We start from the raw sequence: 20,616 nt of genomic DNA, 5'->3' as shown, positions 1-20,616 counted from the left end.
GAACTTTTTAGGTTATATAAGGTAACGTTAGAATTTCCTTATATTTTCTATTTCATCATATAAATTGTTCTACAAAAAGCTACAAGAAGTTACAATACTCTCGGATTCATACAAAAATTTGTCAGACATTTCAAAAGCTAGATACTTCATGTTAGATATAAAAAAACTGTACAATAATGCCTATTATTGTACAGCTCTATCAAAATATCCTTTTGAATAATATTGATTTCGAATAGACGTTAACTGCCAAATATGGCGAGCATCCCTACTGCAAAAACACATACTATAAGGAACCACCACGAGTCAGTAAAGTCGTTTTTTTCTTTCACTTACTTCTCCTCCACCTATTTATCTACTTCTTTTCATTATTGAGCTTTAAATTGTTCAGTTCCCTGCTTCTTTCCTCTTAGTGGTAAATTTCCTAATGAACGCCAAACATATTCAACAGGACCTAATTTAAAGAACCGCAGCCATATATTTGCAAAGAGAACCATAAATAAGCAAATGCCTATATAAATAATGAAGGTTTTCATCCCACTAAAGTTTTTGCCTAACCCAAATCCCCATCCGTAAAATAAAATGGATGAGACAATATTTTGCAGAATATAACAGCTTAAAGCAATTTTCCCCACTTCTTCTAAACGGGCAAGAATCATAGAGTTTTCTGCTTTTTCAAGAATTATCGCAAAAAGTGCAAGATAGCCAATAGATAATAATGGCGCAAATAAGTATCGAACGATAACACCAAGAAACTCAAAAGGAACAAAGGTAAGAGCATTTAAAGGCACTCCCAGCGCTAATCCAATAACGAGAAGTTTTTTTCTCTTTCTTTTCCCCTCTTCATCCATTGCAAAAATGCCTGAACGAACAAACCAAACACCTAACATAAATAAAAGAATATTCATTGGAATAACAAAAATGGCTTCTGATCGAAGTCCCCAAAACCCAGTGAAGCGCATTTGCACTTGTTCAAACCAGCTACCATATAAATAAATCTGTGAAATGTTAGCCATTTCCTCAATGAAGGTTTGTTTGAGCTCAGGGTCGTTAATCATCAGATGTGTTGATATCGAAAGTCCAGCAACAATTAATAAATGCAAGGACACACAAATTCCTATGATCCATTTAACGACTTTCTTTTTAGCCATTACAATAAAAGAAACAATGATGGCTGTAACAGCATAACTCATCAATATGTCATACTCAAAAACGAGGAGAAAATGAATAAACCCATCAAGTAATAGCAATACTGCTGTCCAAATATAAACCCAAGGCCATAATCCCTTTGTTTTTTGGAGCTTTCTTCGCTTTAATTCCAACCCTGCACCGAATAAGATCGTTAACAATGCAAGGAATTTTCCGTTCGTGAAAAAATTAAATATGACCATTATAGTAGTATCCATACTTTCCCACCATTTGATATCTGCTGCAGTTGAATTTCCACCACCTACTAAATCAAATTCACCTAAAGATGCAAAAATCCAAATATTCGTACCAAGCGTTCCTAAAATGGCGAAGCCTCGTAAAATATCAAGTAAACGCAATCTCTTCATATATAAACCTCCTTAATAGGTCAAACTTCCATTATTAGCAGATTTATTATATCGCTGGAAAATAACTGTGAAATTACTACAACATTACGAAAACATTAACTAGTTTACAATAACGAGCAATTGAAAAAAGCCGGCAGCTCCATACATTCAGGAACTGCCAGCTTCATTTATCAAGTTCGAGTGTCCACCCCAAAAGGACAAAACCAATAAAACTGTCCACTAACGGTGCCTGGCACCACTTTATTTTTGGAAATGGCCGAGCATGTTGAAGAATTCGTTGAGAAATTCGTGGAAGAGTTTTGCGGTCGGGAGCATTTCACGGTCGGTCGGGATAATGACCCCTACCGTTCTTGTGACTTGAGGATCAATGAGCGGTATTTTTACTGTTTGCCTTGGCAAGCTATCAAATAATGTAATTTCAGGAATGACGGTAACTCCAAGACCAGCCGATACTAATCCTTTAATCGCGTCAATGTCCTCTCCTTCAAATAATACGTTTGGCTGAAAGCCTTGCTGCTGACAAGCGTTCACTGTAATTTCACGTAAAATATAGCCATTCGGAAACAAGACAAAAGAATCATCCCGCAATTCACTTAGCTTCAATGCTTTTTTATTGGCAAGTGGATGTTTGTTAGGCAATAGGGCGACGATTTTTTCCGTAAATAAAATGTTTCCTTTTACTTTTTTTTCATCACGAGGAACAGGACCTAATAATGCCATATCTATTTCTCCCTTTATGACACCGTCAATTAACTTATGATAGGACCCTTGTTTAAGCTGATACTTCACTTTTGGATAACGCTTTCGAAAGGCAGATATGACGGTAGGTAATGTGTAAGCTGCTAGGCTGCTCGGGAAACCGATGTGGATCGTTCCCTTCTCCGGATCTAAATATTCTTCAATCTCCCTCTTAGCATTATCGATCACGCTCATCGCTTCTTGCATATATTCAAGAAATATTTTCCCAATTGGTGTTAAGCGCACATTTCTTCCTTCCCGAATAAATAAATTTACACCAAGCTCATCTTCAAGATTAAAAATTTGCCTACTTACCGCAGATTGTGCAACATGTAACTCAGTTGCAGCTTCTGTTACATGTTCACGCTTCGCAACCTCAATAAAATATTGGATTTGTCGTAGCTCCAAAAAACTCATCTCCCCCAATTCATCTCATGACGGCATTAATCTTATCTATTATCCATATTGTTTAGATTGTTTTTTCATTATAAAATTTTCTTATTAGAAAAGCCATGATTATCTATTCATTTCTGTACAAATTTATTAAACAGTTGACAATTTAATAGAAAGGGTTGATCAAATATGCAAACACTGGAGGATGTGAAAAATAAAGAAACGAAAGCTGCGGTTGATTATGTGAACGAAGTGTTTGAAATGGTGAAAGTACGCAACCCATTCGAATATGAATTTCACCAAGCCGTCAATGAAATTTTCGATTCCCTAATTCCCGTTTTTTCGAAGCATCCAAAATATATGGAGCAAGGCATTCTTGAAAGAATCGTTGAGCCTGAAAGAGTTGTCTCATTTCGAGTGCCTTGGACAGACGATACAGGGAAAGTACAGGTAAACCGCGGTTTCCGTGTTCAGTACAATAGTGCAATTGGTCCTTATAAAGGCGGTATTCGCTTCCATCCCTCGGTTAACTCAAGCATCATAAAATTCCTCGGATTTGAGCAAATCTTTAAAAATTCCTTAACAGGGCAACAAATTGGTGGAGGAAAAGGCGGATCTGATTTTGATCCGAAAGATAAGTCTGACGGTGAAATTATGCGTTTTACACAAAGCTTTATGACCGAGCTTTGCAAATATATTGGACCTGATATTGATGTTCCTGCAGGGGATATCGGTGTTGGTGCAAGAGAAATCGGCTATATGTTTGGTCAATACAAACGTATTCGTGGTGCATATGAGGCCGGCGTGCTGACTGGAAAGGGGCTTGGCTACGGAGGTAGCTTAGGACGTAAAGAAGCTACTGGCTATGGCACTGTTTATTTCGTAGAGGAAATGCTCGCCGATAAAGGTCTTAGCTTTGAAGGAAGCACAGTTATCGTATCAGGTTCTGGAAATGTTTCAATTTATGCGATGGAAAAAGCAATTCAGCTCGGTGCTAAAGTTGTTGCTTGTAGTGATTCAAATGGTTATATTTTTGATGAAAATGGAATTAATGTTGAGACAGTAAAGCGATTGAAGGAAGTCGAATATAAGCGTATTTATGAGTATGCAAATGAACACCCTCATGCTCAATATGTTGAAGGATGTTCTGGGATATGGTCCATTCCTTGTGATATTGCACTCCCATGTGCAACACAAAATGAGATTGATAAATGTGCAGCTGAAATGCTTATGGCTAACGGTGTAAAGGCCGTTGGTGAAGGTGCCAACATGCCTTCAACATTAGAAGCAATTAACATATTTTTGAAAAGCGATATTCTTTTTGCCCCCGCAAAAGCAGCTAATGCTGGAGGTGTAGCTGTTTCCTCATTAGAGATGGCTCAAAATAGTGCAAGACTTTCCTGGTCTTTTGAAACAGTTGATGAAAAACTACATTCCATTATGACAAATATTTATCGTTCTAGTGTGAAAGCTGCAGATGAATATGGTTATCCAGGTAATCTTGTCATTGGGGCCAATATCGCTGGCTTCACCCGCGTTGCTGATGCGATGATTGTCCAAGGTATTGTTTAAACCTCCCCTAAATAATAAACATAATAGCCGATAATTCAGTTGATTTGCTGATTTATCGGCTATTTTTATGATTAATAATAAAATGATAGTGTTGACATATTCTTATACATGTAATAAATTTATTACATATGAAAGATAATCTATTAGGTGATGAACTGTTAGTCATTTTGGAGGCTCTATCTAATCCTTATCGGCTGAAAATTATCAGCATTCTTCATGGTGAAAGGCAATATGTAAGTCAGCTTGCACGAATACTTGGAATTAGTAGGCCATTGCTTTATTTGCATTTACAAAGGCTGGAGGAGGCGAATTTAATCAAGGGACAGCATGAAATATCTGAATCTGGAAAAGCAATGAAATATTATGAACTGAATGCTTTTCAATTAACTCTAAATGCCGAGCTAATTTCAGAAGCTGTTGCAAGCCTTTCTGTCAAAAGTAAAAAGGATTAGCTGATAACGTTTCAATTGTGACAATTTGAAGGGAGTTTAGATGATTTAATGGAGGTTAATGTAGGAGATATGATATTTCAACTTGTTAGTTTATTTATGGTTCTTATTCCGATTGTTGTAACAATCATTGTGATCATTTTTATTTTACGAATTGTTCGAAGAATGGAACGTCGTGCAGATGAACGTCTTCAATTAGACAAAGAAAACGTCTCCTTTCAACAACAGCAAATGTTAGCTATTAAGGAATTGAATAATCGCTTAACGAATATTGAAAACATGTTAAAGGAAGTCGAATAAAGATAAACAGTGAATTTCTCATAATGAAATTCACTGTTTTTGTGTAGACTACATCACGTAAAGTTTAAATTGAATCCAGCATACTAGAAATTATTTGGAAAAATTTCTTATCGCATTTTTTATCGATTAATGTTAGAATATTTTCAGTATTAGAGCTATTGCAATTATCGTTTTTTTCAAAAAATGACGGATTGAAGGGGGAATGTAAGTGTCTGATGTAACACTTCAGCTAGTAGCTATTGGGATTTATATGGGAGCTATGCTTTTCATCGGCTGGTATTCTTACAGAAAAACAAGCAATCTTACTGATTACATGCTAGGTGGTCGATCACTCGGACCAGCAGTAACTGCTCTAAGTGCAGGTGCTGCCGATATGAGTGGCTGGCTTTTAATGGGGTTACCGGGGGGCATTTATGTAAGCGGTCTCGCTGATGCATGGATTGCAATCGGATTAACGATTGGTGCTTATTTAAACTGGCTGCTCGTTGCACCAAGATTGCGGACTTACACACAAGTAGCGAATGATTCTATTACCATTCCCGGATATTTAGAAAATCGCTTTAAGGATACAACGAAATTATTAAGAATTATTTCTGGAATCGTTATTTTGGTCTTCTTTACTTTCTACGTATCCTCTGGAATGGTCGCAGGAGCCGTATTTTTTAAGAGTTCTTTTGGGACTGGCTATCATACCGGACTGCTTATCGTTGCAGGAGTTACAGTCGCTTATACATTATTCGGTGGGTTCCTTGCCGTTAGTTATACAGATTTCATTCAAGGATTAATGATGGTCATTGCATTACTACTTGTACCTATTTTTGCATTATCACAAGTAGGCGGATTCAGTGGCACATTTGAAACAATCCGTGAGATCGACCCGACATTGCTTGATTTCTTTAAAGGCACAACAACGATCGGGATCATATCCGCCATGGCTTGGGGGCTTGGTTATTTTGGACAGCCTCATATTATTGTTCGATTTATGGCAATCACCTCTGTTAAAGAAACAAAGAGCGCACGCCGCATCGGGATCGGCTGGATGATCTTCTCTTTAATTGGAACGATTTTCACTGCTTTAATTGGATTAGCCTTTTTCCGTCAAAATCCACATTTTACTTTAGATAATCCTGAAGCAGTTTTTCTTACTTTAGGTCAAATTGTCTTCCATCCTTTATTCGCTGGCTTTTTATTAGCTGCTGTTCTCGCTGCGATTATGAGTACAATTTCCTCACAGCTAATCGTTACATCGAGTGCGCTGACTGAAGATCTATATAAAGTAATATTTAGAAAAAATGGCACTGATAAAGAATATGTTTTCTTTGGTCGTATGGCTGTACTAGTCGTTTCACTTGTAGCTGCTTTCCTTGCCTTTAAACAAAATGATACAATCCTAGGGCTTGTTGCATATGCATGGGCAGGCTTTGGGGCTGCGTTTGGTCCAACTATTATACTAAGCTTATATTGGAAGAAAATGACGAACTGGGGAGCAATCGTTGGGATGATTGCCGGTGCTCTAACTGTTATCATCTGGAAAAACACTGGGCTTGGTGTCACATTATACGAAATTGTTCCTGGCTTTGTGATTAACTTAATTCTTACTGTTATCGTTAGCTTAGTCACTTACCGCCACAATGCACAAATTGACAAAGAATTTGATGAAAGTGTTCGTTTATTGAAGAGTGAATAATTAGCAGAATCCTCCTGAACAGGAGGATTCTTTTTTCCTATTTAATGAGATGCAGAAAGCTCTAAGTCCCCCACTTAGAGCTTTTGCAATCTATATTCAATTAACCCATTCCATTATTCTTTCAACATTGTCCCATTTCTAGCAAAATGAAGATGCCACGAAAATGCCTTCTCTAAAACATGTGGTGTATGCCCCCCTCTTGAGAGAGCTTCTTCATAATATTCACGAAGCTGGTCACGATACATCGGATGCGCACAGTTCTCAATGATGGGCTTCACACGCTCTCTTGGAGCCAAACCACGTAAATCTGCATAACCTTGCTCAGTAACAATGACATCAACATCATGCTCTGTATGATCAACATGTGATACGAAAGGTACAATGCTTGAGATGCTGCCTGCTTTTGCGATTGATTTCGTTACAAAAATAGCAAGACGGGCATTTCTCGCAAAATCACCAGATCCTCCAATCCCATTCATCATTTTTGTACCAAGCACATGTGTTGAATTCACATTTCCATAAATATCAAGCTCTAAAGCGGTATTAATGGAAATCAATCCAAGCCTGCGAATAATCTCTGGATGATTAGATATTTCCTGTGGGCGCATGATTAGACGATCACGATATTTCTCAAAATTCGCAAAAACATCTTTCATTTTCTCCTCAGAAAGCGTAATAGAGCAACATGAGGCAAAGCGAACTTTTCCCGCATCCATTAAATCAAAAACGGCATCTTGTAGCACTTCTGAATAAACTTCTAAATTTTCAAACTCAGAATCTAACATTCCATGAAGAACAGCATTTGCAACTGAACCAATACCTGCTTGTAACGGTGCTAGCCTTTTGGTAAGCCTGCCAGCTTCTATTTCCTTTCGGAGAAACCTCATTAAATGCTGAGCCATGATCACTGTTTCTTCGTCAGGAGCAACAATTGTCGAAGGTGAATCCTCTTGATTCGTAAAGACGATCCCTTTAATTTTCGCAGGATCAACCTTTATTCCCCTTGCACCTATACGATCATCTGTTTTAGTTAAAGGAATCGGTTCACGCTCCCCTTGCTTGCCTGGCTCGTATAAATCATGCAAGCCTTCTAGCTCAGTTGATTGTGCCATATTGATTTCAACAATAATTGATTTTGCATGTAAGGCAAACGTAAGCGAGTTTCCGATAGAGGTTGTTGGGATAATCATGCCGTCCTCCGAAATAGAAACCGCTTCCAAAATTGCGAAATCAATAGAATCCATTACATTTGCCCGTACATACTCAGAAGTATGTGATAAATGCTGATCAACGAAGAAAAAATCTCCTTGATTAATTCCATTTCTCATCGTTTGGTCAGCCTGAAATGGCAATCTCTTATTTAAGATGCCAACCTCAGTAAACAGCTTGTCTACATCTGAACCTAATGAAGCTCCTGTATAAACATTTACTTTAAAGGACTCCCCTTTTTTTGCCCTTTCAACTAAAGCAAATGGAACTGCTTTCACGTCCCCTGCACGTGTAAAGCCGCTTAGGCCTAATGTCATCCCATCTTGAATCCATGAGGCCGCCTTTTCCGGAGTAACAACTCGGTCAAGTAAACGAGGATGTTTAATCCGTACTACATTATTCACCATTGTGTTATCCCACCCCTAAACTGACTTTATAATCATTTTACCTATGAAAAAGCAGGAAATAGGATTTTCTAGATTAAATTGTAAAAAGTTCGGACAAAACAGGGAAAATAGTGACCAAAACAGAATTTTTTAAAATCCGAGAAGTTTTCGAAAATAACTAGAATAAGATTGACTAACTGTTACATGGGAATGATTGTCCATTAAAAGTAAGAAGGTGGAATGAGTATCTGGATATATTTCCTTAATATGATTTACATTAACGATATAAGAGCGGTGACAGCGTATAAAGCTATCTTTCGGCAACATGTATTCAAACTCTTGTAGTGAATATTTATGTGTTCCAGATGTTTCTAACGTATGTACGTAAGTCCTTTTATCTTTTGCTTCTATATAAACAACGTTTGAAAATGGAATGGGTGTCCAACCATCATGTGTTTTCACTGTCACAACTGTCTTTCCATCTGTTAATGCAGGATAAATAGCCAATACACATCCTTCTATAACCCCATTATGATGAAAAGGTACAGCCATTCCATGATAGGGAACACCGAACATACTTCGATTAATAAATTCAGACACCTTTTGTTCGGTATCTATTGCTTTATAAGCAATCGTCCCTTCTCTCAATGGATCTCCATGTTTTATTTTTAAATCAATCCGTTTACTAGGTCGATAGTAAATATATTCCTTCGTATTCGAAACCGCGATCGATATTTCATCAGAAAACAATTCTCCAATCACATCTAGTAGCGAAACAATTGAAATACTTTTCATTTTGCACACCTTTCATAAGCGAATCTCATTTAAGTTACAGTTAATTCTACACCGTTTTCTGCATTGTATCTATTCCATTTCTGTCCAATTTAAAATTCTATGTATATACAAAAATAAGGCCAATTCCTAAATTTTTAGGAACTGACCTTCGAACAAATTTCCTTTTTCGTAGCTGATGAAATATAGCTATTTGGAGGCTAGCTGTTTAACATAAATCGCTTGGGTGGAATTAATCATCTTACATTTTTTTAGATCTTCCTCTTTTAAAAGACCTAAGTTTAATGCAGATTTTATTTTTCCTTCATCTGGCTTTTTTTGAATAAGATCCATTAAATTTAGTTCTTCTAATCTTTTTACTGTTTCTTCCTGTAAATATTTTTCTGTCGTCCTTATTTGTCTTTGCAGCTTGTAATCATTAATTGTTATTTCACCTTTGACATTTGGACCAACAGAAATATCAAAATAATGATTGAATACCTTTTTTAATTCATCTAATTGTTCTTCAATTTCCTTTTTCTTTTGATTAAGCTCTTGATAGCGAGATAGCATATCCCCTGTAATTAAATGAATCGCATGACTCACCTTAATCGCCTCATTTCACACATACTACTTAATGATATTTTTATGTGTGATGAGATATTCCACTTCACAAGAAAATCTTGGCATTCTTCTTTTTAGCAAAAAAACTGGTAGTCCCCCACTAATTTATAAGGTGACTGCCAGTTCATTATCTTCTTCGCTTGAATAAAAATGCAAAAATGATCGCCGCTATTAATAGAATGAATACGCCAGCTGAAACAATCATGTTTCTAGTGGATATCTCCCCGCTTATTGGAGATTGCTGGTTGCTTCCTTGCTGACCAGGCATACCAAATTCACGAGAAACTTTATCATTGTTGAAATTAGGAGCTCCTCTCTCTGCCTGTCCCTTCCATTCGCCCTTCTGTGGCGGCTGCCAATTTTCTCCTTTTTCATTCCCATCCATATTAGGAGGTAATCGCTCGGGTTGACCTTCCATTTCAGCTTCTACAACTAATTCTCCAGAAAGCTGTTTTATTATCGACTCTGCCCGACGAATCGAAAATTCTGGCAAGCTTTTTTCACCTGTAACACCCGCCAAAAATTCTTCAGTTGAATAAAACTTTGTTGGATCTTTTTCAACATATGGTAGAACTAGTTTCGAAACATGTGTCGTAATCGACTCAATATGATCCTTTGTTAAAAAGGTTGTCGCAATTTCCTCAAGATACTCCTCATATTTTTCACGATACTCTTTCACTGATAGAAGGGCATTTAATAGTGGTCGAGCCTCCATCGTTGTTCCAGTGACAGGTGTCGTAATACTGAGGTTAATATTCTTTTCATTTATTAACTCTCCTCCCACAGGACCAATAATTCTCTTTTCCTCACCTTTAGCTGCTTTCTCTTCTTTATTAAAGACAGGTTCATTATTCGCCTCTCCTCTACCCCCACCAAATCCTCCGACTCCAAAACCACCAAAAGACATATTATAATCCCATGGAATAATAGAAAATATTCCATTTTGCTCATATAGGTAATAATTATGCTTCATTTGACCTTGATAGCTATCAAGATTTACTAAAGCAGTATTTGCAGCAAAATATCGGAGCATTTCATCAACATCAATATGCTGTTCAATATTTTCACCCTTATTAATTGCTGCTAACATCTCAATCATTGCCGTTTGGTCTGATGTGCCATTATTTGTTTTTAAATTAAGACCTGGATAATCTTTTATTTGATCACTGATCCATTGCAAATCGCTGCCTACTCCATCTGGTTTGTATAAATCTCCTATGCTATTGTCAAAGTTCCGACTAATAAAGGTTTCATCTACTTGCTCGATCCCTAAGTAAAGACCCCATTCTTTTCCGTTTATCGTGACATACATGTACGAATTAGCAGGAGTGGGCAATCCCATTTTCTCCATTAATTTATAAGATAAGTATTCTCTCATTTGCGTTGAATCACTATAATTATTATTTAAGTTTAATTTCTTCAAACCATATAAAGACTGGTCACTATTATAATGATCGAAATCGATTTTAAAACTATAGCGTTCTGAATCTTCTATGTTCACAACTGATCGTAATGATAAATTTCCTTTCGTGCGGAGGCCAACATTCTCTACTTTTGTTCCATCAATCTCAACCGTTGCTTCAACATATTTTTCAGCTTCAGGATTTTCTAATACCGATCGCAAATCATTGTCATCTACCTTAATATCAACCTTTGTCACTTTATTTTGATTAAATACCCGCTCAACATATGAATGCTTTACTTTAATAGATTCTATCCCTATTCTTGGTAGAACAACTAAAGAGATTGAGAAAAGTACAAGCAATAAACTTAAAACTCCTATAATGTATCGATTTTTTATCATCCTGTTTCTCCTTTTACTACCTTAATCAGGCAGTAAAATTGCCATCATAGCTCAACATGATAGCCGATTCAACATGATCAATCTCTGTGAGAGTGTTAAGAAATGCTGTGTTATTTTCCTTTACTCTAATTTCATAAGTCATTTCAAGGTCATTATTCGGCATCACAGACTTCGATTTCAACAGATGTTTTTTCGATTGCTTGCTGATCATTTCTTCAATTGTTTTTTCTATGGAAGCATTCGAATATTTCACAATGAGTAAATATGGATTCTCAATCGTAATTCGATTTACAAATAGGATTAGAACGAGTCCAATTAAGATTGAACCGATAATGACAAGCGGTATGAAGCCCGCACCACAGAGAATCCCAGCAATAATTGCCCAAAATAAATAGACAAGGTCCATCGGATCTTTAATAGGTGTTCTAAATCGAACAATTGACAATGCACCAACCATTCCAAGTGATAAGAGAACATTTGATGAGATTCCCATGATGATTAGCGCCGTCGCCATTGTCATCACAATTAATGAAATATTAAAGGAATGAGAATAAATAACCCCACTGAAGGTTTTCTTATAGACAATATAGATAAAAAGCCCAACTGCAAAAGCGACGAGCAGTCCAATAAGAGAATCTACAAGCGAAAAACTTTCGGTTTTTTCTAAAAAATTTGATTTAAAAATATCATTAAATGTCACTGTATTCATTCGATCATTTCCTTCCATTAGCCATACATTCTACTCAGCTGATATTTTGAAAAAGCATCCTTTCTCCGATCCATCATTTGGAGGAGGCTGCGAATAACGTCTGGTAAATATTCATCGTATTTCACTTCAAGCAGAACAAGATTCGGATCCATTGTTTGCACCATCCCTATATTCGGATTAAGTAAATCATTGTTGCGAAAACTCGTTTTTATTGAGCTATCAAAGGTTACTCGAACATTTCCATACTTATAAATAAACGCTTCCCGTTTATAATCAACAATCGTAATCGGTTTTAACTGATATAAATTCATTTGCATATAAAGCTCACACACTAGTGGACGTTCATCTTCTTTCATCCAGCAGTAATCTCCAAACCTAATACGTTCATATTCATTTGATGTTATCCGGCATTTTTGCTTAAACGTTTGGTTATTTCGTTTGCTTTTTTTCTCGAGATTAAGATATTCCATCTGATAGTTATAGAGCCTTACTCGATATTTGTCACGATTAAGATACCCTTCTTTTTTTTCGGTTAAAATTTTATTTTCAAAGTTATCGAAATATACACTGCGAATTAAATATTTTCCATCATGTTTGGCATGGAGATCTGGCCTCATAAAATGTTTAAGGTTATTTCTAAGCAAATAACAATCCATTTTTGTAATGGCATACTTTAGCTCCATCCTGCCTACTGTTTTCTGCTTCATGCCCTCTCCTATTCATTAAGTTTATTGCTTGCTAATGTCAGTTCTACCGTCTTCCGTTCACCCTGGCGGTAAAATTCTACTTTCACCTTATCCCCGATTGAAAATTCTTTATATAAATACTTGCGAAAATCAGTAGAGTTAGTAATTTCCTTGCCACCGATAGATATAAGAATATCTTCTCCTTGAAGACCTGCTTTTGCTGCACTCGAATTTGGTTCAACCGATGTAATGATCGCTCCTTTTGTTATATTATTAGGGAGCTTTTGCATGTAAAACTGAGGAAGATCCTCAAGATTCGCAAGAGCAATTCCAACATATGGACGGATCACTTGTCCATGTTGCATCAATTCTTCAATAATTGATTTTACTTCATTGCTAGGGATGGCAAATCCTAGCCCTTCAACCCCACTCTCAGATATTTTCAAACTATTAATTCCAATTAATTCGCCAGCTGTATTAATAAGGGCACCACCACTGTTTCCAGGATTAATTGCTGCATCCGTTTGAATAACCTCAATCTCCCATTCTCCTGAAGAGGTTGATACTTCGATTGAGCGATTTATCCCGCTCACAATGCCTTGTGTGACCGTTCTAGATAAATCGAGTCCAAGTGGATTGCCTATCGCTAATACTTGATCACCTGCTCTTAATTTCTGAGAATCACCGAATGGCAAAACGGATATTGAGGCATTGTCAGGAATTTTCAATACAGCTACATCCGTTAAAGAATCACTGCCAATTCGTTCTGCTTGTACCTTTTCTCCATTTTGAAGTGATACTTCTATTTTTGTTGCATTTTCGATAACATGATTATTTGTAACAATATAGGCACTTCCATCTTTCTTTTTAAAAACAACGCCAGAACCTGAACCACTTTGAGTTTCAATACTAGAGCGATGAAAACGATCTGTTTGCTGTTGATAGTTTATAATGCCAACGACTGCCTTTGAAGCTTCCTCAATCGTATCTGGTAAAGATGTGGCAGAGGCAGACATTTTCTTGACATCTAAATCTTTTGCCTTATTTGTCGTTTGAACATGATCCTGTGAAACTGCTGCCTTTGGCGTTTCATCCTGAAATTGTGATAGATATGGCATAGCTGAAAGTGTCAATGCTGACCCAACGACACCAGCAGCAACAGTAGTCATAAAACTCTTTAGTTTTGATGACTTTTTATCTGTATTAGGTTGAATATCCTTCATTTCAATCTCTCGATTTTGGTCTTCCATTTATAAACCCTACTTTCATCATTTAATTGGCCTTTCTACAAGACTTACTTTAAACGGCCATTATGTCAGGAAGATGTCAAACTATGAGACACTCGATTATTTATTATTTTTCAAAAGACTTTGTAAAACTAGCCTGTTAACAAAAAAACTACTGACTCATGTGAGCAGTAGTTCATCCAATTCCTATTTTATTTTAGGCAAAATCAACCTGAATGTTGTTCCCTCTGAAGAGCTTTCGATAAGCATAAGGTCTCCTCCAAGTGAGTGAGCAATCATTTTGCTTAATGGTAAACCTAACCCTAGCCCCCGAACTTTGTATTTTTTACCTTCACCACGATAAAAGCGCTCAAAAATGAGTTTTTGTTCATTCGTCGGGATTCCAGGTCCCGAATCTTTAACATCCAACATAACTTGGTCGACTGTTTCAGTCAAAATGAGTTTGATTTTTCCAGGGCCATTCATAGCCTGTTTCGCATTATTAAGTAGATTCGTCACTATTTGTTGAAGTCTGATCGAATCAACCTTTACCTTTATGTTGTTCGAAAGTAACGTTAAAGAGATTTCGATCTGTTCATCCTCATGTACTACTTCCCATTGATAAAGGTATTTAGATAATAACTCATGTATTAGATGAATCTCATCTGTTACTGGAATAGCGTTAGCTGCAAATGAATTAAAGGCTAGAAGATCTTCAACCATTTTTTTCATTTTTGCTGTTTCAATTAATGAAAGGGAGAGAAACTCTTTTGCCTCTTCTCCCGTTACAACTTCATCATTCAATGCTTGTAAAAGACCGCTAATTGAAGTAACAGGTGTCTTTAATTCATGTGTTACCCCTGCAAGCAATTCTGTACGAAGAGACTCAAGTTTTTCTAGTCGATTAGCCATATCCTTAAACGAAGAAACGAGCTCATACACTTCCTGTTCTTTAATATCATCTGGAAGATTAATTTTATAATCGCCTTCCTGAACTTGCTTCGCCGCTCTAGCGACATCCTTTATCGGGTTTGATAGACGGCGAGAAAGAAAATAAATCGCTCCCCATCCGAGAAGGGCCAAACTAATAATCATAATCGCCAGCTGCATATATTCTTGATTTACCTCAGTTAAATTAGCCTCAGTCTCGACAATAACTACCCATCCTAATGCGATATATTGTGTTGCGATTGGCGCTTTTACAACATAGAAACTACCCTTCTCACCATCCATTTTTAACTTTTGAACATTCTCCTCATTTTGGAGAATCGTTTGAGGAAACTGTCGAAGAAATCGATCGGGAGGGCGATTACTCGAAAGAATTGTTCCATTTGTATCAACAATATAAATAAGTGGGTTTCCATTAGGATTGATCATTTTCCCACGGTCAGTTAATGTGCCCGGGACCTCTTCTCTCGGAATCGGACGTCCCTCACTTAAATCTACAAAGCGATTGGCAATTTCTTCTGCCATTAGCTTTGACATATTTAAGCGATGCTCCAAAGTTGTATGACGAATCCATAATGCAGAAATAATCGCCACAGCTACTAAGCCAATACATAATGTAAGTAAGTAACGGCTTGTCCAATATCGCAATAATGTTATTCTTTTACTATTTTTTGTAAACACAGAATTGATACCCCAATCCACGAAGTGTTTTAATTTCTCCTTCAGATTCTGGCCACTCTTGAAGTTGTTTTCGCAGCCTCTTAATGGCTAAATCTACCGCTCGGTCACTGCCATCATACTCCCATCCCCAAACATGCTCAATAAGCTGATCCCTTGAAAAGGTTTGGTTAGGATTTTCCGCTAAAAATAAGAGTACTGACAAATCTCGGGGTGTTAACTCAATTTCTCTATCGTTTATCGTTACTCGATGTGACTTCGTATCAATTTGGAGTTGTCCAAAACATTTAAGAGGACTTGTATCTGTTTGAGCTCGTCTCAAAACAGCATGAATTCGAGCAACGACCTCATCTGCAATAAATGGTTTTGAAATGTAGTCATCAGCTCCGCCATTTAAGCCCGAGAGCTTATAATTCACATCTCCTAAAGCAGTTAGCATAATGACTGGGCAAGTACTTTTTTGGCGAATTTCCTTCAAAATGGTCCATCCGTCCTTACCTGGCAGCATGACATCAAGGAGAACAAGATCCGGTTTCGTTCGTTCAAACTTCTCTATTACTTCATTGCCATTAAAAACTTGTTCTGTTTTAAAATTAGCTTTCTGTACGTATACTTTCAGCACTTGACTAATTGGAAGTTCATCTTCTACAATCAAAATCGTTTTCATTCATTTTCATCTCCCTAGCAAAAAAACGAGCATTTAAAGAAATGTTTGAACTAAATTTATGATAACCATAACATGATTTACTGTCTATTCATTCTGATTCCTATTATTTAATTTATATAACAGATCATTATGTCAGGAGTATGTCAAAATAAATATCATAATAGAACCGAAAGAACATTGTTAACAAAAGGTTCAAATCTATAGCTTATGATCTCGCCATTCCCTTTACAATATTTACCCTCCTATCCTATAATCAAAGTGTAAAGTTTGTTCACTATTTCACAATCGGAGGAGTTACTTATGAAAAACGTCTTCATTTTAGGTGGCACTGGACTTTTAGGATATCACACTGTAAAGGAATTATTGAAACGAGAATATAAGGTTTCAACCGTTTCCCTTCCCCCAATGCCAGCAGCAGACTTACTACCACCCGAAGTTGATTGCCAGCTTGGCAATATTAATGAAATGTCTGATGAACAAGTATTAAAGCTTCTTAAAGGAAAAGATATGTTTATATATGCAGCTGGCCAGGATGAACGTGTTGTGCCGGAAGCTCCAGCAGCAAAATTTTTCTATGAAGCTAACGTATTGCCAACACAACGAATGGCACGTCTTGCTAGAATAGCAGGGATTAAAAAATTCGTACTTTACGGCTCCTACTTTGCCCATTTTGCTGAACAATGGGGAGATTTAGATTTAAAGAGCCAAGCATACCCACGGACAAGACTATTACAAGAAGAAGTCGCTATCCTTGAAGGAGAGGGCAAGATGGATGTGATGACTCTTCGTTTACCATATATTTTTGGAACGATGCCTGGAAGAACCCCGCTCTGGACAATGTTTTTACCACAAATACAAGGAAAAGATTTTGTACCAGTATTAGGTGGTGGAACAGCGATGGTAACGGTTCAGCAAGTTGCTGAAGCAACAATCGGAGCATTCGAATTCGGAACACACGGGGCAAAATATGCGATTTCAAATACAAACATGAAGCACCAAGAGTTTTTCCAATTTATCGCTACTATTCTTGGTCAAAAGGACACAGTCATTCAAGTAGTTCCACTAGAACAAATGAAGCCTGCTTTAGCTCAACATGACGAGCAAGTTGCTTTAGCTGGAAAAGAACATGGCATTCACTTAGCAATGACTGCAGATATTCAAAACCGTGATGCCTATGTCGATCCGAACGACACGATGCCTATTTTAAAATATAATAAAGCAGATGTTAGAGCAGCTATTGTTGAAACAATTGAATTATGTAAGGAAGCAGTTCTGAAATAAAAACAAGCCGGAATTAGTTAAACTAGCTAATTCCGGCTCTTTTTATTTACTTTGATTATATAACTTTAAAGTTCTCATCCAATCTTCTTCAAGTTCAGTAGAAAGTCCCCAGCCAGGAAGAACCTCTCCTAAGTTCCCCATTGTTACTGGCTCTTTAGAGGCTTGAATTTCCTCTTGGTCTATTAAATATGCTTCTAAATTATAATGTTGCGGTGTTTCTTCCCCAGCAAGCTTTTTTACAACAAGTCTCATATTTATAGCGCCAATTAACTTTGGATCCACTGCAGCTGTATACTTCCACGGATTTCCGCTTTCCTTCATTAATTCAAGATCTCCGTTAGAGACGTCAATACCATAAAGCTTCACTTCATCTCGTCCCGCAGCTTTAATCGCACGGACAGCACCGATAGCAAATGCGTCCCATGTAGCGAAGATAGCATCTAACTCCCCTTTCGGGTATTGACTTAACATAGCTGCAACAGCTTGTTCAGTTTGTTCCGAGGTATCTGCCGCTGCAATCCCAAAGCGGCCAATTTCCTTAATCCCAGGATTTTTCGCTAGTTTATCTTGATAAATCACATTCCGCCTTATCATTGGTGGAAATCCATCAACCCAAAGATAAGCGATATTTGCTTTGCCATCATAATCATCTATTAGCTGTTCAAGTGCAAGTGTTGCTAACGCCTCATCATCTTGTGATGTAACCGTAACTCCTTTCACACTTACAAGATCCATATGAGAGTCAAATGTGACAACACTTTTTCCCTTTTCAATTAACATTTTGACATCATCAACTGTTTCTGGATCTTCCCCATGTGAAATAATGAAACCATCATAATCTTCATCAAGTGCTTTTTTAATCTCACGATGGAATTTATCGTTATCTCCATCCGCAGAAAATACATCAACTGTCATTCCGAGTGCTTCCCCTTCTTCTTTTGCACCCGCTAAAAACTGTTCAGTATGGTCGTCGCCGCCAATTTTTCGAATGACTTTAACTTTAACATCTTGAGGTTTTTTAAATAGTTCTGGAACATTTTCTAAAGATACTTCCTTAGCTTCCGTTGCTTCTGTAGACTTTTCTCCAGAAGAACATCCAGTTAAAAGCATCACGATAGAAAGCATTGTTATGAATACCCGCTTTAAAAGGATATTTCTCATATTGAATCATTCTCCCTTGTAAACGATCTATTTATATTCTAAAATGCTGTACGAGCTTTTCTAATTGTTGAGAAAGCTCTTTAAGTGCATCTGAGCTTTGAGCAATCAAATCCATTGCATATGCTTGCTGTCCAGCAGCTGCAGATACTTGCTCGACTCCTGCTGCAGACTGTTCGGATACTGCAGAAATCTCCTCACTAAAGGATGTCAACTTCTCACTTTCCTGCTTCATTTTGTTTAAATTTGCTGAAACTTGATCGATCATGTCAACCATCGCAGAAACATATTCTGTAATATTGCCGAATGTTTCTCCCGTTCGCTTAATTTGCTGATTTCCAATTTCAGTTTTCCTTACACCATTTTGCAGAGTTTCAACAACAAGCTTAGATTCCTTTTGAATTCCTTGGGTAATGACTGTAATATCACTTACAGATTTTGTTACTTGCTCTGCAAGCTTTCTCACCTCATCAGCTACAACTGCAAACCCTTTTCCATGCTCACCAGCTCTTGCTGCTTCAATCGCTGCATTTAAAGCAAGCAGGTTTGTCTGGGCTGATACATCTTGAATAACATTCACAAGTCCATATATGTCTTCATTTTTCTCATCTAAATTCATTACTTTTTCCATTGATTCTGAAACAATATGACTAATTTCTTCAATTTGCTGTACAGATTTATCCATTAAATCTTTCCCTTGTTGAGCCTTATCAAGAATATCGCTGGAAGCATTTTTAAGCTTTTGACCAGCAAGATCTGCTTCATTAATTTCAACATTGAACATCTCTATTGCTTTCGCAGCCTCTACTGATGAGCTTGCCTGCTCTTCTGTGCCACCGGCAAGCTCATGCATCGTATTCGCAATTTGCTGGCTGCCGATTTTCACTTCATTCGATGAAGTGGAAAGCTCATTGCTTTGCTTGTTAACTATACCTGAGATATGCACAACCTTTGTCACAATAGATTGAAGGCCATTTTTCATCTCATTTACTGATTTTGCTAGTATACCGATTTCATCCTTATTTTTTATATGAATTTCTTCAACAGATAAATTTCCTTTGGCAATTTCATCAATTCGTTCAGTTACTAAACGAAGAGGCCGCGCAATATTTCGCGTTATAACAATAGTCGCAATAATCCCTATGACTAATGCGAAGAAAATGGAGACGATGATGATGATTAACGTTTGCTCATATACCTTTTTTGAAGAGATGCCTGCGTGATTTGCTTCAGATTTATTTAAAACGACCAACTCATCAAGATTTTGTTTCATCGAATCAAACGCTTTTGCCCCTTTTTTAAAATACAAATATGCAAATTCTTCTTTATGTTTATCACTTAGCTGAATTGATTTATCATTGACATTTAAGAAAAATTTCCATTTATATTCAAGATCAGCAAAATTATCTTTATCCTCTTTCAAAGACATTCTGTTTGCATATGTTTGCATCGTTTCCTCTGCTTTTTTTATGTAAATAAGTCTTTCGTTCGTGAGCATATTTTTTTCCTGCTCATCATTTGATTGGATATATCTAAGTGTCAGAGTCAAAACATGCTCAGTTTGGTAGCCAATACTATTAATCTGCTCTACACCTGGAAGCCATGTATCTACGATTGACGTAGTTTTCCCCTGCATAGAGTACATTCTTTCAATTGAAACACCAGCAAAAAGTACTATTAATAATAACAATATTCCGAAACCTAAGATCAATTTCTTCCCTACATTTAGATTCATTACCATATTCCTCCAAACAATAGCGTATAATCCCAAAAAATA

The 20,616-nt window shown here is 37.0% G+C and carries 18 protein-coding genes; 5 read left to right on the top strand and 13 right to left on the bottom strand.

The window, feature by feature from the left end; genetic code table 11:
* Positions 1 to 365: 365 nt before the first annotated feature.
* Both KDN24_RS05670 and gltC read right to left on the bottom strand, forming a co-directional pair.
* A complete protein-coding gene (locus tag KDN24_RS05670) occupies positions 366 to 1,553 on the bottom strand; it encodes a DUF418 domain-containing protein (RefSeq protein ID WP_491348338.1) in 1,188 nt (395 codons plus the stop codon).
* 240 nt (positions 1,554 to 1,793) lie between these two features.
* A complete protein-coding gene (gltC, locus tag KDN24_RS05665) occupies positions 1,794 to 2,699 on the bottom strand; it encodes a glutamate biosynthesis transcriptional regulator GltC (protein WP_409971380.1) in 906 nt (301 codons plus the stop codon).
* 174 nt (positions 2,700 to 2,873) lie between these two features.
* Between gltC and gdhA the strand changes: the two genes are divergently transcribed.
* The 4 genes from gdhA to putP all read left to right on the top strand — a co-directional run bounded on the left by gdhA (position 2,874) and on the right by putP (position 6,692).
* Complete coding sequence (gene gdhA, locus KDN24_RS05660; protein WP_409971379.1) at positions 2,874 to 4,256, top strand: NADP-specific glutamate dehydrogenase; 1,383 nt, start codon at positions 2,874 to 2,876, stop codon at positions 4,254 to 4,256.
* A 128-nt stretch (positions 4,257 to 4,384) separates the two neighbouring features.
* Positions 4,385 to 4,708 (top strand): ArsR/SmtB family transcription factor, encoded by a 324-nt coding sequence (locus KDN24_RS05655; protein ID WP_409971378.1) that lies wholly within the window; start codon positions 4,385 to 4,387, stop codon positions 4,706 to 4,708.
* A gap of 48 nt (positions 4,709 to 4,756) precedes the next feature.
* The gene (locus KDN24_RS05650; RefSeq protein ID WP_409971377.1) at positions 4,757 to 5,005 is read left to right on the top strand and encodes a hypothetical protein; all 249 of its coding nucleotides are present in this window, start codon (positions 4,757 to 4,759) and stop codon (positions 5,003 to 5,005) included.
* 208 nt (positions 5,006 to 5,213) lie between these two features.
* Entirely contained in the window at positions 5,214 to 6,692 is a 1,479-nt protein-coding gene (gene putP, locus KDN24_RS05645; RefSeq protein WP_409971376.1) for a sodium/proline symporter PutP, read from the top strand.
* 113 nt (positions 6,693 to 6,805) lie between these two features.
* Here putP and scpC read toward each other — a convergent pair whose 3' ends face one another.
* From scpC to KDN24_RS05600, 9 genes are all read right to left on the bottom strand, one after another.
* Positions 6,806 to 8,308 carry a succinyl-CoA:acetate CoA-transferase ScpC gene (scpC, locus tag KDN24_RS05640; protein WP_409971375.1) on the bottom strand — a complete coding sequence of 501 codons (1,503 nt, stop codon included), beginning with the start codon at positions 8,306 to 8,308 and terminating at the stop codon, positions 6,806 to 6,808.
* Between the two features lie 129 nt (positions 8,309 to 8,437).
* Positions 8,438 to 9,082 (bottom strand): LytTR family DNA-binding domain-containing protein, encoded by a 645-nt coding sequence (locus tag KDN24_RS05635; protein ID WP_409971374.1) that lies wholly within the window; start codon positions 9,080 to 9,082, stop codon positions 8,438 to 8,440.
* Positions 9,083 to 9,268: 186 nt separating this feature from the next.
* Positions 9,269 to 9,664, bottom strand: coding sequence for a hypothetical protein (locus KDN24_RS05630; RefSeq protein ID WP_409971373.1), 396 nt, complete (start codon positions 9,662 to 9,664; stop codon positions 9,269 to 9,271).
* A 145-nt stretch (positions 9,665 to 9,809) separates the two neighbouring features.
* The gene (locus tag KDN24_RS05625) at positions 9,810 to 11,486 is read right to left on the bottom strand and encodes a CotH kinase family protein (protein WP_409971372.1); all 1,677 of its coding nucleotides are present in this window, start codon (positions 11,484 to 11,486) and stop codon (positions 9,810 to 9,812) included.
* A gap of 25 nt (positions 11,487 to 11,511) precedes the next feature.
* A complete protein-coding gene (locus KDN24_RS05620; protein ID WP_409971371.1) occupies positions 11,512 to 12,195 on the bottom strand; it encodes a DUF4956 domain-containing protein in 684 nt (227 codons plus the stop codon).
* A 17-nt stretch (positions 12,196 to 12,212) separates the two neighbouring features.
* Positions 12,213 to 12,902, bottom strand: a complete 690-nt coding sequence (locus KDN24_RS05615) for a polyphosphate polymerase domain-containing protein (RefSeq protein WP_409971370.1) — start codon at positions 12,900 to 12,902, stop codon at positions 12,213 to 12,215.
* 8 nt (positions 12,903 to 12,910) lie between these two features.
* On the bottom strand, positions 12,911 to 14,131 hold the full coding sequence (locus KDN24_RS05610) for a S1C family serine protease (RefSeq protein WP_409971369.1): 1,221 nt from the start codon (positions 14,129 to 14,131) through the stop codon (positions 12,911 to 12,913).
* Positions 14,132 to 14,314: 183 nt separating this feature from the next.
* Positions 14,315 to 15,736: a HAMP domain-containing sensor histidine kinase gene (locus tag KDN24_RS05605; protein ID WP_409971368.1), complete on the bottom strand. Its 1,422-nt coding sequence runs from the start codon at positions 15,734 to 15,736 to the stop codon at positions 14,315 to 14,317.
* On the bottom strand, positions 15,720 to 16,400 hold the full coding sequence (locus tag KDN24_RS05600) for a response regulator transcription factor (protein ID WP_409971367.1): 681 nt from the start codon (positions 16,398 to 16,400) through the stop codon (positions 15,720 to 15,722). The genes KDN24_RS05605 and KDN24_RS05600 overlap by 17 nt, the downstream gene beginning before the upstream one ends.
* A 300-nt stretch (positions 16,401 to 16,700) precedes the next feature.
* Between KDN24_RS05600 and KDN24_RS05595 the strand changes: the two genes are divergently transcribed.
* On the top strand, positions 16,701 to 17,681 hold the full coding sequence (locus KDN24_RS05595) for an NAD-dependent epimerase/dehydratase family protein (RefSeq protein WP_409971366.1): 981 nt from the start codon (positions 16,701 to 16,703) through the stop codon (positions 17,679 to 17,681).
* Between the two features lie 42 nt (positions 17,682 to 17,723).
* Here KDN24_RS05595 and KDN24_RS05590 read toward each other — a convergent pair whose 3' ends face one another.
* Together KDN24_RS05590 and KDN24_RS05585 are read right to left on the bottom strand one after the other, a co-directional pair.
* Positions 17,724 to 18,842 (bottom strand): sugar ABC transporter substrate-binding protein, encoded by a 1,119-nt coding sequence (locus KDN24_RS05590; protein WP_491348337.1) that lies wholly within the window; start codon positions 18,840 to 18,842, stop codon positions 17,724 to 17,726.
* A gap of 31 nt (positions 18,843 to 18,873) precedes the next feature.
* A complete protein-coding gene (locus tag KDN24_RS05585; RefSeq protein ID WP_409971364.1) occupies positions 18,874 to 20,574 on the bottom strand; it encodes a HAMP domain-containing methyl-accepting chemotaxis protein in 1,701 nt (566 codons plus the stop codon).
* Positions 20,575 to 20,616 lie beyond the last annotated feature (42 nt).

Origin of the sequence: Cytobacillus sp. Bva_UNVM-123 (assembly GCF_046351715.2) — a bacterium.
In the GTDB taxonomy this organism is placed as follows: Bacteria; Bacillota; Bacilli; order Bacillales; family Cytobacillaceae; genus Cytobacillus.
Note: the sequence above shows the minus strand (reverse complement) of the source record. Positions and strands in the feature narration are given on the sequence as shown.

Bases quoted from the DNA above. Each gene is read 5' to 3' on its own strand.
- KDN24_RS05595 (WP_409971366.1), top strand. From the start codon at position 16,701: ATGAAAAACGTCTTCATTTTAGGTGGCACTGGACTTTTAGGATATCAC.
- scpC (WP_409971375.1), bottom strand. From the start codon at position 8,308: ATGGTGAATAATGTAGTACGGATTAAACATCCTCGTTTACTTGACCGA.
- gdhA (WP_409971379.1), top strand. From the start codon at position 2,874: ATGCAAACACTGGAGGATGTGAAAAATAAAGAAACGAAAGCTGCGGTT.
- KDN24_RS05615 (WP_409971370.1), bottom strand. From the start codon at position 12,902: ATGAAGCAGAAAACAGTAGGCAGGATGGAGCTAAAGTATGCCATTACA.
- KDN24_RS05670 (WP_491348338.1), bottom strand. From the start codon at position 1,553: ATGAAGAGATTGCGTTTACTTGATATTTTACGAGGCTTCGCCATTTTA.
- KDN24_RS05610 (WP_409971369.1), bottom strand. From the start codon at position 14,131: ATGGAAGACCAAAATCGAGAGATTGAAATGAAGGATATTCAACCTAAT.
- KDN24_RS05585 (WP_409971364.1), bottom strand. From the start codon at position 20,574: ATGAATCTAAATGTAGGGAAGAAATTGATCTTAGGTTTCGGAATATTG.
- KDN24_RS05625 (WP_409971372.1), bottom strand. From the start codon at position 11,486: ATGATAAAAAATCGATACATTATAGGAGTTTTAAGTTTATTGCTTGTA.
- KDN24_RS05620 (WP_409971371.1), bottom strand. From the start codon at position 12,195: ATGAATACAGTGACATTTAATGATATTTTTAAATCAAATTTTTTAGAA.
- KDN24_RS05600 (WP_409971367.1), bottom strand. From the start codon at position 16,400: ATGAAAACGATTTTGATTGTAGAAGATGAACTTCCAATTAGTCAAGTG.
- KDN24_RS05650 (WP_409971377.1), top strand. From the start codon at position 4,757: ATGGAGGTTAATGTAGGAGATATGATATTTCAACTTGTTAGTTTATTT.
- KDN24_RS05655 (WP_409971378.1), top strand. From the start codon at position 4,385: ATGAAAGATAATCTATTAGGTGATGAACTGTTAGTCATTTTGGAGGCT.
- KDN24_RS05635 (WP_409971374.1), bottom strand. From the start codon at position 9,082: ATGAAAAGTATTTCAATTGTTTCGCTACTAGATGTGATTGGAGAATTG.
- KDN24_RS05590 (WP_491348337.1), bottom strand. From the start codon at position 18,842: ATGAGAAATATCCTTTTAAAGCGGGTATTCATAACAATGCTTTCTATC.